Consider the following 15,585-nt stretch of genomic DNA (forward strand, 5'->3'; position numbering starts at 1 on the left):
ATGCTCGCCCTTGGCAAATTGCTTGAGCTGACCCTCACCGATCACGAACCGGCCGAGAAGACCCAAGTGACAACCAAGGGCGCGCGTTTGCGCTGGCTGGGGGAGGGCGCGCTCGAAGTGCGCCCGGCCGAAAACGAGGATTGCGGGCTGGATTTGCTGTTGTCAGCCGGCATTCATGGCAACGAAACGGCACCGATCGAGTTGCTCGAGCGGCTGCTGCATGGCGTGGCCAACGGCAAGATCATACCCAAGGCCCGGGTGCTGTTCCTGTTCGGTAACCCGGCAGCGATCCGCAAGGGCGAGCGCTTCATCGAGCAGGACATCAACCGCCTGTTCAACGGGCGCCACGAGCTGTCCAGTGGCTTCGAGGCATTGCGTGCCGCCGAGCTTGAACAGTTCGCCCGGGTGTTCTTCAGCAAGCCGGGGCGCAGCCGCCTGCACTACGACCTGCATACCGCCATCCGTGGCTCGAAGATCGAGCAATTTGCCTTGTACCCTTATAAAGAGGGGCGCAAGCATTCCCGTCGCGAGCTGGTACGGCTGGCGGCGGCGGGCATGGAGGCAGTGTTGCTGCAGAGCAAGTCTTCAATCACGTTCAGCGCCTTCACCTACGAGCAGCTGGAGGCCGAGGCCTTTACCCTGGAACTGGGCAAGGCCCGACCGTTCGGGCAGAACGAGCTGGTCAACCTCGACAAGCTGGAAGCGAGGCTGATCCGCATCATCGAAGACACCGAGCCGCAGGGCGAAAGCTCGCTGGATGGCCTGCAGCTGTTCAGCGTGTCCCGCGAGATCATCAAGCACAGCGACAGCTTCCACCTGCATCTGCCGGCGGACATCGAGAATTTCTCCGAGCTGAGCAAGGGCTACCTGCTGGCCGAGGACCTGGCCGAGACGCGCTGGGTGGTCGAGGAGGAGGGCGCGCGCATCATTTTCCCCAACCCCAAGGTCAAGAATGGCCTCAGGGCGGGGATTCTGATCGTTCCTGACTCCGGCCAGCGACTGGGCTGAGCTGGCCCCGGTACCCTGGGCTCACGGCTGTGTCCGCAGTTCCAGTTGCAGCGCCTGGCGCAGCCCGTTTTCAGTGAAGGCGGGTGGGTTGGTGTTCAGGACGGTGCTGCCGCCAAATGTGAACTTGCAATCGGTGGGCAAGCCGATGCTCTGCAGCAGCAGGTTGTCCACCGGATAAGTGCCGTTTTTCCCTGGAACCTCGGTCTGGCCCGGAAAGACGGTGCCAGTCATCGAGTTCCAGCCTTGGCACAGACAGCGGTACAGGTCGAGTAGCGGCAGTTGCGCAGCGGTCGACCAGCCAGGGTTGTAGGCCAGGGTGCCGCCGCTGTAGCCCCAGCTACTCTGGTTTTCGTCGATGATGAAGTGGCCTTCGTCTTCATCTTCTTCGTGGTCGCTGGGTGTATAGGTCGTGAATTGGTGTCTGGATGCTTCGATCAGGCTGATCGGTGTCCCGGACTGCCCGGCCTTTTTATCCAGGGCCGCCAGCAGCGCCTGGCCGCAGGGTAGTTTGCGCAGTAGCTCCAGCGCATCCTGTGCTGCTTGCCTGAACGGGTCGCTACCCGTCACTCGCACACCGATATTGCCCAGGGCCTGATGTTCGACCGTCACGGGCCGGGCCAGTCGTGCATCGTTTTCGGTATCACGGTAGAGCTCGACCCTGGAGGACCCGCGGCCAAGCAGGCGGTGCCCCGTGACGTTGACAACCGCGTCGCCCTTGTCGATGAGTACCGGGCCGCTACCGACCACAATCTGGTGCGTGCCGGTATGGGCGTCGATGTGGACGATACCTGCGCCGGTGTCGATCCTGTTGCCGCTCCCTATCATGTCGATCAGCACCGTCTTCTTCACCTCCGGGGCGATGACGACGTGGTGATTGCCATCGGTGAGGCGAATGGCGATGGCTTGGGCGGTATGCGCGACGACCATGAATACCGCATCGTTGATGGTCACTTCCAGCAGGCATTCGCGAGGGGCAATACGTACGCGCTTTTGCTGCCCATCCGCGCGCAGCGCACGCGGGGCCACGTTGAAGACCAGCAGTTCGCTGTTCTGGGTGTTGCGGCGATAGCGTCGCCCCAGCGGGTAAGTGTGTTCCAGGGTGATTCGCACGTTGGGGTCAGCCTGGATGTACTTGACCTCGGTCTGCTGCTGGGGGTTGTCTTCATTGGGAAAGGCGGTCTGGGCGTAACCAGGTTCGCGAGCATCTATGTAGTAGATCGGGTTCGGATTGGCCAGGGTAGCCTCGTGAGGCAGTGGGTGTGGATCCGAGTGGAGTTTGGACAGGTTCAGCTCAGGCATGGAGGGCTCCGGCAGCGAAGGTGGGCCAGCAGGATCCCGTTCCGCTGCGCGGGTCAGGTGTTGCTTATGTACCGCATGGGCAGGCCTGCAGGTCCGCTTTGCCGCCTTGGGCGTGCTCATGAACGGCTTTTCATCCGCCGATTGCTGTTCTGGTGTACAAACACACTGTATCTCCCGTTCAGGCTGGCTATAATGGCGCCCTTTGCCGTCGTTTCGTCGATTCGACGTATTAGCCCAAACGGCCGCCGTTTCCGTGGAAGAACCTATGAAAAGCGCAGAAATCCGTGAAGCCTTCCTTCGCTTCTTCGAAGAGCAGGGACATACCCGAGTCGCCTCCAGTTCGCTGATCCCGAACAACGACCCGACCCTGTTGTTCACCAATGCCGGCATGAACCAGTTCAAGGACTGCTTCCTCGGTGCGGAGAAGCGTGCCTACACGCGTGCCGTCAGCAGCCAGAAGTGCGTGCGCGCCGGCGGCAAGCACAACGACCTGGAAAACGTCGGTTACACCGCGCGCCACCATACCTTCTTCGAAATGCTGGGCAACTTCAGCTTCGGTGACTATTTCAAGCGCGATGCCATTACCTTCGCCTGGACCTTCCTGACCTCGGAAAAATGGCTGAACCTGCCAAAGGAAAAGCTCTGGGTCACCGTCTACGCCACTGACGACGAAGCCTACGATATCTGGACCAAGGAGGTCGGCGTGCCGGCCGAGCGCATGGTGCGCATCGGCGACAACAAGGGCGCCCCGTACGCCTCCGACAACTTCTGGACCATGGGCGACACCGGCCCGTGCGGCCCGTGCACCGAGATCTTCTACGACCACGGCCCGGACATCTGGGGCGGCCCACCCGGTTCGCCGGAAGAAGACGGCGATCGCTACATCGAGATCTGGAACAACGTCTTCATGCAGTTCAACCGCACCGCCGATGGCGTGCTGCACCCGCTGCCTGCGCCGTCGGTGGATACTGGCATGGGCCTGGAGCGCGTCAGCGCCGTGCTGCAGCACGTGCACTCGAACTACGAGATCGACCTGTTCCAGAACCTGCTTTCCGCCGCGGCCAAGGCCATCGGTTGCAGCAATGAGGGGCAGGCCTCGCTGAAAGTGGTCGCCGACCACATCCGTTCGTGCGGCTTCCTGATCGCCGACGGCGTGCTGCCGTCCAACGAAGGCCGTGGCTACGTGCTGCGCCGCATTATTCGTCGCGCCTGCCGCCACGGTAACAAGCTGGGTGCCAAAGGCAGCTTCTTCTACCAGATCGTTGCCGCGCTGGTCGCCGAAATGGGTGAGGCCTTCCCGGAACTGAACAGCCAGCAGGCGCACATCGAGCGCGTGCTCAAGGCTGAAGAAGAACAGTTCGCCAAGACCCTGGAGCAGGGCCTGCGCATCCTCGAGCAGGACCTGGCCCAGCTGAAGGGCGACGTGGTGCCGGGCGACGTGGTGTTCAAGCTGTACGACACCTACGGCTTCCCGATGGACCTGACCGCCGACATTGCCCGCGAGCGCGAGCTGACCATCGACGAAGCCGGTTTCGAGCGCGAGATGGACGCCCAGCGTGAGCGTGCCCGTTCCGCCAGCGCCTTCGGCATGGATTACAACAGCCTGGTCAAGGTCGACAGTGCCACCGAGTTCCTCGGCTACGAGGCCACCGAAGGCCAGGGCAAGATCATCGCCCTGTACAAGGACGGCCAGGCCGTCGACCAGCTGGGTGAAGGCGAGCAGGGCGTGGTCGTGCTCGATCGCACGCCGTTCTACGCCGAATCCGGTGGCCAGGTGGGCGACACCGGCTACCTGCAGGCTGGCGCTGCGCGCTTCGATGTGCGCGACACTACCAAGACCGGTGGTGCCTTCCTGCACCATGGCGTGGTTGCCAGCGGCGCGCTGGTGATCGGTTCGCCGGTCGAGGCCAAGGTCGATGCCGAGGTGCAGCACGCCACCTCGCTGAACCACTCTGCCACCCACCTGCTGCACGAAGCGCTGCGCCAGGTACTGGGCGAGCACGTGCAGCAGAAAGGCTCGCTGGTCGACAGCCAGCGCCTGCGTTTCGACTTCAGCCACTTCGAAGCGGTGAAACCGGAGCAGATCAAGGCCCTGGAAGACATCGTCAACCGCGAAGTGCGCAAGAACACTGCGGTGGAAACCGAACTGACCGACATCGAAACCGCCAAGGCCAAGGGTGCCATGGCGCTGTTCGGCGAGAAGTACGGCGACACCGTGCGTGTGCTGAGCATGGGCGGCGATTTCTCGGTGGAGCTGTGCGGCGGTATCCACGCCAAGCGCACCGGTGACATCAGCCTGTTCAAGATCATCAGCGAAGGCGGCGTGGCCTCTGGCGTGCGCCGCATCGAAGCGGTCACCGGCGCTGCTGCGCTGGCCTACCTGAACGCTGCCGAAGAGCAGGTCAAGGAAGCCGCCCAGCTGGTGAAGGGTAACCGCGACAACCTGATCGACAAGCTGTCGGCTGTGCTCGAGCGCAACCGCCAGCTGGAGAAGCAGCTGGAACAGCTGCAGGCCAAGGCCGCCAGCGCCGCCGGGGATGATCTCTCCAACGCGGCCGTTGAGGTCAAGGGCGCCAAGGTGCTCGCCGCCCGCCTGGATGGGCAGGACGGCAAGGCCCTGCTGGCGCTGGTCGATCAGCTGAAGAACAAGCTCGGCCACGCAGTGATCCTGCTGGGCAGCGAGCATGAGGGCAAAGTCGTGCTGGTGGCCGGCGTGACCAAGGACCTCTCCAGCCAACTCAAGGCTGGCGATCTGATGAAACAAGCCGCTGCGGCGGTGGGTGGCAAGGGCGGTGGCCGTCCGGACATGGCCCAGGGTGGCGGCGTCGACGTCGCTGCACTGGACCAGGCCCTGGCGCTGGCCGTGCCATTCGCAGAGCAGGGACTTTGAGATGAAGGGGCCGACGGTCTAGTCGCGGCCTCTTCATGTTGGATTGTTTTTTGGGGCCCTGTATGGGCTGAGGCACCATTGAAATGGCGTTGATCGTACAGAAATTTGGCGGCACCTCTGTCGGTTCCATCGAGCGGATCGAGCAGGTAGCCGATAAGGTCAAGAAACACCGTGAGGCGGGCGACGACCTGGTGGTTGTGTTGTCGGCAATGAGCGGTGAAACCAATCGCCTGATCGACCTGGCCAAGCAGATCACCGATCAGCCGGTTCCGCGTGAACTGGATGTGATCGTGTCGACCGGTGAGCAGGTCACCATTGCCCTGCTGACCATGGCCTTGATCAAGCGTGGTGTGCCAGCGGTGTCCTACACCGGCAACCAGGTGCGCATTCTCACTGACAGCGCGCACAACAAGGCGCGCATCCTGCAGATCGACGACCAGAAGATTCGTGCCGACCTCAAGGAAGGCCGCGTGGTCGTGGTAGCGGGCTTCCAGGGCGTCGACGAGCACGGCAGCATCACCACCCTGGGCCGTGGCGGCTCCGACACCACGGGTGTGGCCCTGGCGGCTGCGCTGAAGGCTGATGAGTGCCAGATCTACACCGACGTCGATGGCGTCTACACCACCGACCCGCGCGTTGTGCCACAGGCCCAGCGCCTGGAGAAGATCACCTTCGAAGAGATGCTGGAAATGGCCAGCCTCGGTTCCAAGGTGCTGCAGATCCGTTCGGTGGAGTTCGCCGGCAAGTACAACGTTCCGCTGCGCGTGCTGCACAGCTTCAAGGAGGGTCCGGGTACCCTCATTACCATTGATGAAGAGGAATCCATGGAACAGCCGATCATTTCCGGTATCGCCTTCAACCGTGATGAAGCCAAGCTGACCATTCGCGGCGTGCCGGACACTCCGGGCGTGGCCTTCAAGATCCTCGGCCCGATCAGCGCCTCGAACATCGAGGTCGACATGATCGTGCAGAACGTTGCCCACGATAACACCACCGACTTCACCTTCACCGTGCACCGCAACGAGTACGAGAAGGCGCAGAGCGTGCTGGAAAACACTGCCCGCGAAATCGGTGCCCGTGAAGTGATCGGTGACACCAAGATCGCCAAGGTCTCGATCGTTGGCGTCGGCATGCGTTCGCACGCCGGTGTTGCCAGCCGCATGTTCGAAGCCCTGGCCAAGGAGAGCATCAACATCCAGATGATCTCCACCTCCGAGATCAAGGTTTCGGTCGTGATCGAAGAGAAGTACCTGGAGCTGGCCGTGCGCGCGCTGCACACCGCGTTCGAACTCGACGCTCCGGCACGACAGAGCGAGTAATACGCTGCCTGGAAGGGCGCGGCTTGCCGCGCCCTTCGCGTTTCTGCTCGCCACGCAGGCCTGTCCTGCCCTGGGTGACGAGCAACCGGGCCCTGGTCGTCGTCCACGACCAGGCCGCGACACCCAAGACTGTTACCCCTGAATGTTTTGCGTAAGGAGAAAGCTATGTTGATTCTGACTCGTCGGTGCGCCGAGAGCCTGATCATTGGAGACGGCGAGATCACCGTGACGGTGCTCGGCGTCAAAGGCAACCAGGTGCGTATTGGCGTCAGCGCCCCGAAGGAAGTGGCTGTGCACCGCGAGGAAATCTACCTGCGGATCAAGAAAGAGAAGGACGAGGAGCCAAGCCTTTAATTTTTTTGAAGTTTTTTTCAAAAAAAGGGTTGCAAACGAGGAAGAGCCTGTTTAATATTCGCCTCGTGTTGCGGTGAGGTGGCCGAGTGGCCGAAGGCGCTCCCCTGCTAAGGGAGTATACCTCATAAGGGTATCGGGGGTTCGAATCCCCCCTTCACCGCCATTATTCGCTTAGGGCGCTGTAAACGGTAAGAACGCTAAGTAGTTGATTTTAAACGAAAAAGTTCTTGCAAAAATGTTTCAGCGACCTATAATGCGCGGCAAGACACGGACTCATAGCTCAGCTGGATAGAGTACTCGGCTACGAACCGAGCGGTCGGAGGTTCGAATCCTCCTGAGTCCGCCACTTTTGAAGTGGCTTTGTTTGCAAGGCTACTTCAATCAACCAGTGGTAATCTGGTCTAAAAATACCATCGCGGACTCATAGCTCAGCTGGATAGAGTACTCGGCTACGAACCGAGCGGTCGCAGGTTCGAATCCTGCTGAGTCCGCCACTTTTTGAAGTGGCTCTGCTTGCAAAGGCACTTCAGTCAACCAGTGGTAACCTGGTCTAAAAAGTACCACCACGGACTCATAGCTCAGCTGGATAGAGTACTCGGCTACGAACCGAGCGGTCGGAGGTTCGAATCCTCCTGAGTCCGCCACACAAAATCAAGAAGCCCGCTCAATAGAGCGGGCTTTTTGTTTTTCTGCGCCAATGAATTGTTGCTGATGTCCATCTACGCTCTTCTGTAATGATTGTGGTGTAGCTCGGGGCCGCCATGCGGCCCATCGCCGGCGAGCCAGCTCCCACAGGACTCGCGCTGCTCTCTGGACTGTGTCGTCCCTGTGGGGGCTGGCTTGCCGGTGAAAGGGCTGCAAAGCAGCCCCGAATTCGATCAGGTATCGCATACACATCCAGGCACACAACAAATGTGCTTTAACCGCCAGACCCACCGTCGCACTGATAGCTTCGAGCGTTGTCCCAGCTTTATCACGCAAACGATTGTTCTGGCCAAAATTTTAAGCGATCTGACAGCTTTAGCAGTGTATGATTGCGCCCGTCAGCCCCGCCGGGGCTTGTGGAAAACCACCATGGACTTACCCAGTAGTTACTCGCTAACAAGATTCATACAGAAAGATCTGACCGATTGATTCTCCCGGCGTGCTCCGCTGCTGGGAGTGGAGTTCGCCTATGACTGAAGTAGAAGTAAAAAAAGCGCAGGAAAGCCTGCAGGACCGCCTGGCCCAGGTGGTCGAACTGCTGCAACGCCAGCGCGTGGTCGAAGACCTGACCCACCGTCAGGAAGGCGCCCACAACGACCTGGTGGAAAACCTGGTCCACCGCCAGAACCTCGTCGAGCTGCAGCGCAAGCTCGATGACCTGCACCCCGCCGACATCGCCTACATCCTTGAAGCCTTGCCACTGGAAGACCGCCTGACGGTCTGGCAGCTGGTGCGCTCGGATCGCGATGGCGACATCCTGCTGGAAGTGTCCGACGCCGTGCGGCAATCGCTGATCGCCGACATGGACGATCACGAACTGCTCGCCGCCGCCAAGGAAATGGACGCCGACGAACTGGCCGACCTGGCTCCTGAGCTGCCGCGAGACGTTGTTCACGAGCTGATGGAAACCCTCGATGCGCAGCAACGCGAGCGCGTGCGTTCGGCGCTGAGCTACGACGAGGAGCAGGTTGGTGCGTTGATGGACTTCGAGATGGTCACCATCCGCGAAGACGTCAGCCTCGAAGTGGTGTTGCGCTACCTGCGCCGTTTGAAAGAACTGCCGAACCACACCGACAAACTGTTCGTGGTGGACTATGACGGTATTCTGAAGGGCGTATTGCCGATCAAGCGCTTGCTGGTCAACGACCCGGAGAAGAAGGTGGCGGAGGTCATGGCGACCGACCCGGTTTCCTTCCACCCCGACGAAGATGCCTATGACGCGGCGCAGGCCTTCGAGCGTTATGACCTGGTATCTGCGCCGGTCGTGGACAAGAACGAACGCCTGATCGGCCGCTTGACCATCGACGAAATGGTCGACCTGATTCGTGAAGAAAGTGAAAGCGAAGTGCTGAACATGGCCGGTTTGCGCGAGGAAGAAGACATCTTCGCCTCGGTCTGGCGTTCGCTGCGCAACCGCTGGGCCTGGTTGGCCATCAACCTGATTACCGCTTTCGTTGCGTCGCGTGTGATCGGCCTGTTCGAAGGTTCGATCGAGAAGCTGGTCGCCCTGGCTGCGCTGATGCCGATCGTGGCGGGTATTGGTGGCAACTCCGGTAACCAGACCATCACCATGATCGTGCGCGCCATGGCGCTGGACCAGGTGTCGCCGGGCAATACCAGCCGCCTGATGCGCAAGGAGCTGGCGGTATCGCTGCTCAACGGCCTGATCTGGGGCGGGGTGATCGGTGCGGTGGCGTTCTGGTTGTATGGCAGCTGGTCGTTGGGCTTGGTGATGACTGCGGCGATGACCTTGAACCTGCTGTTGGCGGCCTTGATGGGGGTGTTGATCCCGATGACCCTGACACGCCTGGGGCGCGACCCGGCGATGGGGTCGAGCGTGATGATTACTGCCGTTACCGACAGCGGTGGCTTCTTCATCTTCCTCGGCCTGGCCACACTGTTCCTGCTGTAACCGATTAGGTCTCTGTGGGAGCGGCCTTGTGTCGCGAAAGGGCTGCGAAGCAGCCCCGGAAATTTGTGCGGCGCTGCAGACATCGTGGGGCCGCTCTGCGGCCCTTTCACGATACAAGGCCGCTCCCACGGAAATAGTGATCCCACAGCCGTGGTGAGCCCACAAAAAAGCCAGCTTTCGCTGGCTTTTTTGTGTTCGGCTGCAAACCTCAGGAGGCGTCGGTAGCCATTTCCACATCGTGAGCGATGAGGGCGACCAGCGCGTTCTGCTGGCGGTGCGACAGTTGACGGAAGCGTTGCAGCAACTCGCGTTCATGCAGGGACAGTTCGGGGCTGTCCAGGCGCATGCTCAACTCGTCACCCAGCGCACCTTCCTGGATAAGGCTCTGTTCCAGGCGCGCGATGATTTCGGAGTTCATGCTGCGGTGATGGTTGCGCGCTACCTCGGCAATGCGCTCACGCATCCCGTCTGGCAGGCGGACGACGAACTTGTCAGCGGTGCGGCTCGAATAAATAGCCTGTTTCATTGGGCGCATATAAATTGACCGGATTTTGGTTCAGGGGAAGCGGTTCTCAAATTGGCCGCACGGGGTGGTAGTACGACCGTAGCGACGATGAAATGTTCAACCGTCTGTGAAAAATGGATGCTCATCTTGCCTCATGGTCGCCGTTTCCTTGGCGTCAATTCTGTGACAAATAGTGAGCCGGATAAAGGCTTTATGCCAGTACCAATTATCAGAAATGAGTACTGGTTTGAAAAGTTTTACATGCTCAGGCTTACTCGATCGTCAGACTTTTGCCGTCAAAAACTGGTAAAACGCAGCAAAAGGCCGGTAACCCCCCTAGAATGTGCCGATTTCCCTCCATAGAGCATAGTGGCTATGCAACATGACGCAAGCGACCGCCAATCAGGGACGGGCCGATTGATATATCTGGTAGGACCGTCGGGTTCCGGGAAAGATTCCCTGATCGACGCTTCTCGTGAGCGGTTGGCAGCCGCGGGGGTGGAAATCGCCCGTCGCGTCATTACCCGGTCGGCCGAAGCAAAGGGCGAAGCCGCCCATGGAGTTACGTCCGAACAGTTCGAAGCACTGCGCGAGCAAGGGGCGTTTGCCATGCATTGGCGGGCCAATGGTCTGGATTACGGTATCCCACTACAGGTGGACCGGTGGCTGGCGGAGGGCAGGGCGGTGCTGGTGAATGGTTCGCGGGCATATCTGGCCGAGGCACGCCGGCGCTACCCGAACCTGTTGGCAGTGCTGGTCGAGGTCAGGCACGAGGTATTGCGCGAGCGCCTGGTGGCCCGCGGCCGGGAAAGCGCAGAGGAAGTCGAGCAGCGCCTGGCACGAAATGCACGCTTGCAGGCGCTGGCCGATCCGTCGCTGCATGTGCTGGACAACTCCACCACCCTGGAAACCGCGGTCGAGGGACTGTTCGTGCTGCTGCGTGATGAAGGCGTGCTGCCACAGGTGTAGCATTGGCAGAAAAGGATTACGCGAAAAAGCCCGCTTGAGGCATGACAAACGCCAGCGTGCTGGTTAACATGCTGGCCGTCCTGCTGTGCAGCGTCCGCTGCCGGCACTTGCGTCTCAGTAGCTCAATTGGATAGAGCATCCCCCTCCTAAGGGGAAGGTTGCAGGTTCAATTCCTGCCTGGGACGCCATTTCCTTTCGTTCCCTTACCGCGTCCACCCAGTGTTGATGACGCGAAATAGGGAAGCCTTGAACCTGCGTATTTCTACATCCCCAGATGCTTCAAGGCCCACAGCACTCCCATGCCCACAATCAGCGTCAGCATTGTGCTGCGCGTGCGCCACGCCACCAGCGCGGCCAATATCGCTGCCGGTATCTGCGGGTTCATCCAGTCGAACCCCGCCTGCCGATCGGGCAACACCACCGCCGGCAGTACCAAGGCGGCCAGCACGCTGGCCGGCACATACGCCAGGGCGCGGCGAAACAGTGGGGGGATGCGCAATACCGTATGCAACTCGATGAACGACAAGCGGATGGCGAAGGTGCCCAGGCCGATCAGAATGAAGGTTATCCACTGGGTCGTTTCGCTCATGATGCTTCCTGTTCGGTATTGGCTGCTGCCGCAGATTGCTGCTTTTGCCTGTTCTCGATGGCCAGCCCGGCGATGATGCCGCCCAGCGCGCCAGTCAGCAGGCCGAGGTTGTAGGGCAGGTTGGCGGCCAGCACGGCGAGCACGCCGCCGGTCAACGCTGCGCCAAGCGTGGCCGCATTGCGAATGCCAGGTACCAACAGCGCCAGGAATGACAATGGAATTGCAAAGCCCAGCGACCAGTCCTCAGGGATGCTCGCGCCCAGGTACATGCCCGCCAGCACCGAGAGGTTCCAGCCGAAGAACATGGTGATTGCCGTACCGGCATAGTAGGGGTAGGCAGACTGCCCGAGCCCGCCCGAGCCCATCTTCAGCGTGCACAGGGCGAAGGACTGGTCTGACAGCATGTACGCCATCGGCCACTTGTGGCGACGCGGCAGCTGGCCCAGGTGTGGCGCCAGGCTGGCGCTGTACATCAGGAAGCGCAAATTGATCACCAGCGCGGTGACTACCATGGTCACCGGCAGGGCAGCGCTTTGCATCAGCTGCATCACTACCATTTGCGCGGACCCGGAGTAGAACAGCAAGGTCATGCCGATGGCATCGGTTGGCGACAGGCCTATGCCGATCGCCGTCACCCCGGTGATCAGGCCGAAGGGCACGATGCCGGAGGTCAATGGCAGGGCGCTGTGGGCACCTTGCCTGAACGCTTGGGTCCCGCTTGGATACGGCATTTGAAATCCTTGAAAGTGTGCAGACGGTGCAAGGGCGGCACGTCCACGTTAATGCGCGCGACAGTTGGCCTCAACGTCAGATTTCTGGAATAGTAGGCCTAAAAAAAATAGGCCTGAAAGCGTGTACCTCGATACTCCTACCCGGCACTCGCTGCAGCTCAATGCCCTGCGTGCCTTCGAAGCTTCAGCCCGCCTGGGCGGTTTTGCCCGTGCCGCACTCGAACTGAAGGTGACCCCGGGGGCCATCGCCGCCCTGGTCAAGACCCTGGAAAGCGAATACGGCGCGGCCTTGTTCGAGCGCCACGCAAAAGGCGTGCGCCTGACGCCCTTGGGCGAAAGCGTGAAAGGCCAGTTCACCGAGGCGTTCGACGCCGTGGAGGCCGCTGCGCGCACGCTGCGCCGTCTGGCCGCACCACAGCGGGTGCATATCGTCACATCGCCTGCCCTGGCGCAGTTGTGGATCGGGCCACGCCTGCCGGAACTGACCCGACTGCTGGCACCCATCGAGATCTCGGTGACGGCGGTGGATGAACCGCCCAACCTGAAGCGCAGCCCGTTCGACCTGTGCCTGTTCTACACCGAAAAACCCGAGCGCTGGCAACGCAGGATAGCCACGGAAGAAATCCTGCCCGTGTGTGTGCCGGCCTTGGCCGCCAGCATCGCCAAGCCCGAGGACCTTGCCGACGCCCGTTGCATTGCCGACGTGGGCTGGAACGACTGGGCAGTGTGGACGGGAGCGGTGATGCCCGGGCACAAGTTCGTTGCCCGCGGGCCGGGTTTTTCCCTGTACTCGATCGCCTTGCAGCAAGCGCTGCTGGCCGCCGGGGTGCTGATAGGGCGCAGAAGCCTGGTGCAGCGCTACCTCGACAGCGGCGAACTGGTCGCCCCCATCGACCTCGCGGTGCCACTGGGTGTGACCATCGCCGCATGGCGGCTGCCAGGTGCCAAGGGCAACCAGGTGGTTGCTGCAGTGGAGGAGGCGCTGTTGCATCTGGCTTGAGCGTCCTCAATCCATGCCCGTCCTCAGCACCGCCAAAACAGGGCGTCGGGGCTATTCTGTTCGGGTGCGCCAGGAGCCAGGGGGAGCGTCCATGAGTCAGGGAACCCGGCCGGTACCCACCGGCTTCAGTGAACACCAGTTGCATACGTTGTTCGATCTGATCAGCGATGGCATCTGGGACTGGAATGCTCTAACAAGCGCCTGGTGGCGCAACTGGAGCAAAGGAACCAGTCGCTGGAAAGCCAGGTGGCCGAACGCACCCGCGAGCTGTCCTGGGTGAACCAGCAGTTGCAGCGGCAGCTGGACGAAAACCGCGAGCTGGCCGAGCGCGATGCATTGACCCGCATTGCCAACCGCTATCGGCTGGAGAAGGCGCTGCAACTGGAGTGCGAGCGTGCCCAGCGCTTTCGCCAGCCGTTGTCGCTCATTGCCATGGACCTGGACGACTTCAAACCGATCAATGACCGCTTTGGCCATGCCCGTGGCGATGCGGCGCTGGTGCGAGTGGTCGACGTCCTGCGTACCTGTCTGCGGCAGCAGGACCTGCTGGCGCGCTGGGGTGGGGACGAGTTCGTCATCGTATTGCCGCAGGCCTCGCTGGGCGAGGCGCTGGAGGTGGCAGCACGCTTGCGTCAGGCGATGGTGCAGGTGGAGCCGGTGGGCGATTGCCGGCTGACCATGAGCTACGGCGTGGTGCAATGGCAGGAAGGAGAGGACCAGCATGCACTGCTGGCGCGTGCCGACACGGCGCTGTACCGGGCCAAGGGGAACGGCAAGAACGCGATAGCCCAATAGATCGCGATCATTGTGGGAGCGGCCGCGGTGGTTTCAGGTTTTGTGTTGGACCACCGTAAGGCCTGAACGAAAAAAGACCCGCAACGCCTTGGGGCGCTGCGGGCCAAATCGGCCTCGGCCGCTTCAGTGTCAGATATGCAGGGCGTGCCCCAGGGCGCGCAGTGCCGCTTCCTGTACCGCCTCACCCAGTGTCGGGTGGGCATGGATGGTACCGGCCACATCCTCCAGGCACGCGCCCATCTCCAGCGACTGGGCAAACGCCGTCGACAACTCGGAAACCGCTACGCCAACCGCCTGCCAACCCAGGATCAGGTGGTTGTCACGGCGCGCCACCACGCGCACGAAACCGCTTTTCGATTCCAGGCTCATGGCTCGCCCGTTGGCGGCGAACGGGAACTGCGCGACGATGCAGTCCAGCCCTTGCTGGCTGGCCTGCTCCGGGGTCTTGCCGACCACCACCACTTCCGGGTCGGTGAAACACACTGCGGCAATCGCACTGGGTTCGAAACGGCGTGCTTTGCCGGCGATGATCTCGGCGACCATCTCGCCCTGGGCCATGGCCCGGTGCGCCAGCATCGGTTCGCCGGCCACGTCGCCGATGGCCCAGACGTTGCGCATGCTGGTCTGGCAGCGCTCGTCGATGGCGACGGCAGCGCCATTCATCTTAAGGTCCAGGCACTCCAGGTTGAAACCTTGTGTGCGCGGCCTACGGCCCACGGCCACCAGCACCTGGTCGGCTTCCAGGCGCAGTTGGCCACCCTGGCCATCACGGGCCAGCAGGCAGCCACCTTCGTAACCTTCGACGCTATGGCCCAGGTACAGGGTGATGCCCAGCTTCTTCAGCGATTCGGCCACGGGGGCGGTCAGCTCGCTGTCGTAGGTCGGCAGGATGCGCTCGCGCGCTTCCACCACGCTGACCCGAGCGCCCAGCTTGCGGTAGGCGATGCCCAGCTCCAGGCCGATGTAGCCGCCGCCCACCACTACCAGGTGCTGCGGCAGGGTTTTCGGCGCCAGGGCTTCGGTCGAGGAAATGATCGGCCCGCCCAGTGGCAGCATCGGCAGTTCGACACTGCTGGAGCCAGTGGCCAGCAACAGGTGCTCGCACTGGATACGCTGACCATCGACCTCGACCTGCTTGCCGTCGAGCACTTTCGCCCAGCCATGGATCACCTTGACCCCGTGCTTTTTCAGCAGGGCTGCGACGCCGGTGGTCAGGCGGTCGACGATGCCGTCCTTCCAGGCCACGCTCTGGCCGATGTCCAGGCGCGGCGAGGCGACGCTGATGCCCAGCTCCGACGGGCCGGCAAAGCGCGAAGTCTGGTGGAACTGCTCGGCCACGTGGATCAGCGCCTTGGACGGGATGCAGCCGATGTTCAGGCAGGTACCGCCCAGTGCCTGGCCTTCCACCAGCACGGTGGGGATGCCCAGTTGCCCGGCGCGGATGGCAGCCACGTAGCCGCCAGGGCCGCCGCCGATGATCAACAGGGTAGTCTGGATAGTCTGTTGCAT

At 61.7% G+C, this 15,585-nt stretch carries 12 protein-coding genes, 5 tRNA genes and 1 pseudogene; 13 read left to right on the top strand and 5 right to left on the bottom strand.

Annotated features, from left to right (window positions below; translation table 11 throughout):
• Window positions 1-1,008, top strand: a complete 1,008-nt coding sequence (gene astE / locus ACK1U9_RS02815) for a succinylglutamate desuccinylase (RefSeq protein WP_046614624.1) — start codon at window positions 1-3, stop codon at window positions 1,006-1,008.
• A 21-nt stretch (window positions 1,009-1,029) separates the two neighbouring features.
• Here the strand turns inward: astE and ACK1U9_RS02820 are convergent, their stop codons facing one another.
• A complete protein-coding gene (locus ACK1U9_RS02820; protein ID WP_046614623.1) occupies window positions 1,030-2,307 on the bottom strand; it encodes a M91 family zinc metallopeptidase in 1,278 nt (425 codons plus the stop codon).
• A gap of 265 nt (window positions 2,308-2,572) precedes the next feature.
• Between ACK1U9_RS02820 and alaS the strand changes: the two genes are divergently transcribed.
• From alaS to mgtE, 8 genes are all read left to right on the top strand, one after another.
• Entirely contained in the window at window positions 2,573-5,197 is a 2,625-nt protein-coding gene (gene alaS, locus ACK1U9_RS02825; protein WP_046614622.1) for an alanine--tRNA ligase, read from the top strand.
• An 83-nt stretch (window positions 5,198-5,280) separates the two neighbouring features.
• Entirely contained in the window at window positions 5,281-6,516 is a 1,236-nt protein-coding gene (locus ACK1U9_RS02830; RefSeq protein WP_013973645.1) for an aspartate kinase, read from the top strand.
• A gap of 165 nt (window positions 6,517-6,681) precedes the next feature.
• Complete coding sequence (csrA, locus tag ACK1U9_RS02835) at window positions 6,682-6,870, top strand: carbon storage regulator CsrA (RefSeq protein ID WP_003254503.1); 189 nt, start codon at window positions 6,682-6,684, stop codon at window positions 6,868-6,870.
• 72 nt (window positions 6,871-6,942) lie between these two features.
• Window positions 6,943-7,033: transfer RNA gene (locus tag ACK1U9_RS02840), tRNA-Ser, on the top strand.
• A 106-nt stretch (window positions 7,034-7,139) separates the two neighbouring features.
• Window positions 7,140-7,216, top strand: a tRNA-Arg gene (locus ACK1U9_RS02845).
• Window positions 7,217-7,287: 71 nt separating this feature from the next.
• Window positions 7,288-7,364, top strand: a tRNA-Arg gene (locus ACK1U9_RS02850).
• Window positions 7,365-7,437: 73 nt separating this feature from the next.
• Window positions 7,438-7,514: transfer RNA gene (locus ACK1U9_RS02855), tRNA-Arg, on the top strand.
• A gap of 530 nt (window positions 7,515-8,044) precedes the next feature.
• Window positions 8,045-9,487, top strand: coding sequence for a magnesium transporter (gene mgtE, locus ACK1U9_RS02860; RefSeq protein ID WP_046614621.1), 1,443 nt, complete (start codon window positions 8,045-8,047; stop codon window positions 9,485-9,487).
• Between the two features lie 208 nt (window positions 9,488-9,695).
• Here mgtE and ACK1U9_RS02865 read toward each other — a convergent pair whose 3' ends face one another.
• Window positions 9,696-10,022: an Arc family DNA-binding protein gene (locus tag ACK1U9_RS02865; protein WP_012273554.1), complete on the bottom strand. Its 327-nt coding sequence runs from the start codon at window positions 10,020-10,022 to the stop codon at window positions 9,696-9,698.
• A 345-nt stretch (window positions 10,023-10,367) separates the two neighbouring features.
• On the opposite strand from ACK1U9_RS02865, the gene phnN reads away from it, so the two are divergent.
• Window positions 10,368-10,961, top strand: coding sequence for a phosphonate metabolism protein/1,5-bisphosphokinase (PRPP-forming) PhnN (gene phnN, locus ACK1U9_RS02870; protein WP_046614620.1), 594 nt, complete (start codon window positions 10,368-10,370; stop codon window positions 10,959-10,961).
• 111 nt (window positions 10,962-11,072) lie between these two features.
• Window positions 11,073-11,149: transfer RNA gene (locus tag ACK1U9_RS02875), tRNA-Arg, on the top strand.
• Window positions 11,150-11,223: 74 nt separating this feature from the next.
• Here ACK1U9_RS02875 and ACK1U9_RS02880 read toward each other — a convergent pair.
• The gene (locus tag ACK1U9_RS02880; protein WP_046614619.1) at window positions 11,224-11,550 is read right to left on the bottom strand and encodes an AzlD domain-containing protein; all 327 of its coding nucleotides are present in this window, start codon (window positions 11,548-11,550) and stop codon (window positions 11,224-11,226) included.
• Complete coding sequence (locus tag ACK1U9_RS02885; protein WP_046614618.1) at window positions 11,547-12,281, bottom strand: AzlC family ABC transporter permease; 735 nt, start codon at window positions 12,279-12,281, stop codon at window positions 11,547-11,549. Before ACK1U9_RS02885 ends, ACK1U9_RS02880 begins: the two co-directional genes overlap by 4 nt.
• Before the next feature lie 121 nt (window positions 12,282-12,402).
• Between ACK1U9_RS02885 and ACK1U9_RS02890 the strand changes: the two genes are divergently transcribed.
• Both ACK1U9_RS02890 and ACK1U9_RS02895 read left to right on the top strand, forming a co-directional pair.
• Window positions 12,403-13,281, top strand: coding sequence for a LysR family transcriptional regulator (locus tag ACK1U9_RS02890; protein ID WP_085601605.1), 879 nt, complete (start codon window positions 12,403-12,405; stop codon window positions 13,279-13,281).
• A gap of 91 nt (window positions 13,282-13,372) precedes the next feature.
• Window positions 13,373-14,076, top strand: a pseudogene (locus ACK1U9_RS02895) (GGDEF domain-containing protein).
• Window positions 14,077-14,205: 129 nt separating this feature from the next.
• Here the strand turns inward: ACK1U9_RS02895 and lpdA are convergent.
• Entirely contained in the window at window positions 14,206-15,585 is a 1,380-nt protein-coding gene (gene lpdA, locus ACK1U9_RS02900; protein ID WP_108481250.1) for a dihydrolipoyl dehydrogenase, read from the bottom strand.

The organism is Pseudomonas sp. XP1 (assembly GCF_053557675.1).

What these genes read in the sequence shown, in the direction of transcription:
- lpdA (WP_108481250.1), bottom strand. Translation starts at nt 15,585, where the DNA reads ATGCAACAGACTATCCAGACTACCCTGTTGATCATCGGCGGCGGCCCT.
- alaS (WP_046614622.1), top strand. Translation starts at nt 2,573, where the DNA reads ATGAAAAGCGCAGAAATCCGTGAAGCCTTCCTTCGCTTCTTCGAAGAG.
- ACK1U9_RS02885 (WP_046614618.1), bottom strand. Translation starts at nt 12,281, where the DNA reads ATGCCGTATCCAAGCGGGACCCAAGCGTTCAGGCAAGGTGCCCACAGC.
- ACK1U9_RS02880 (WP_046614619.1), bottom strand. Translation starts at nt 11,550, where the DNA reads ATGAGCGAAACGACCCAGTGGATAACCTTCATTCTGATCGGCCTGGGC.
- ACK1U9_RS02820 (WP_046614623.1), bottom strand. Translation starts at nt 2,307, where the DNA reads ATGCCTGAGCTGAACCTGTCCAAACTCCACTCGGATCCACACCCACTG.
- ACK1U9_RS02865 (WP_012273554.1), bottom strand. Translation starts at nt 10,022, where the DNA reads ATGCGCCCAATGAAACAGGCTATTTATTCGAGCCGCACCGCTGACAAG.
- ACK1U9_RS02830 (WP_013973645.1), top strand. Translation starts at nt 5,281, where the DNA reads ATGGCGTTGATCGTACAGAAATTTGGCGGCACCTCTGTCGGTTCCATC.
- phnN (WP_046614620.1), top strand. Translation starts at nt 10,368, where the DNA reads ATGCAACATGACGCAAGCGACCGCCAATCAGGGACGGGCCGATTGATA.
- astE (WP_046614624.1), top strand. Translation starts at nt 1, where the DNA reads ATGCTCGCCCTTGGCAAATTGCTTGAGCTGACCCTCACCGATCACGAA.
- csrA (WP_003254503.1), top strand. Translation starts at nt 6,682, where the DNA reads ATGTTGATTCTGACTCGTCGGTGCGCCGAGAGCCTGATCATTGGAGAC.
- mgtE (WP_046614621.1), top strand. Translation starts at nt 8,045, where the DNA reads ATGACTGAAGTAGAAGTAAAAAAAGCGCAGGAAAGCCTGCAGGACCGC.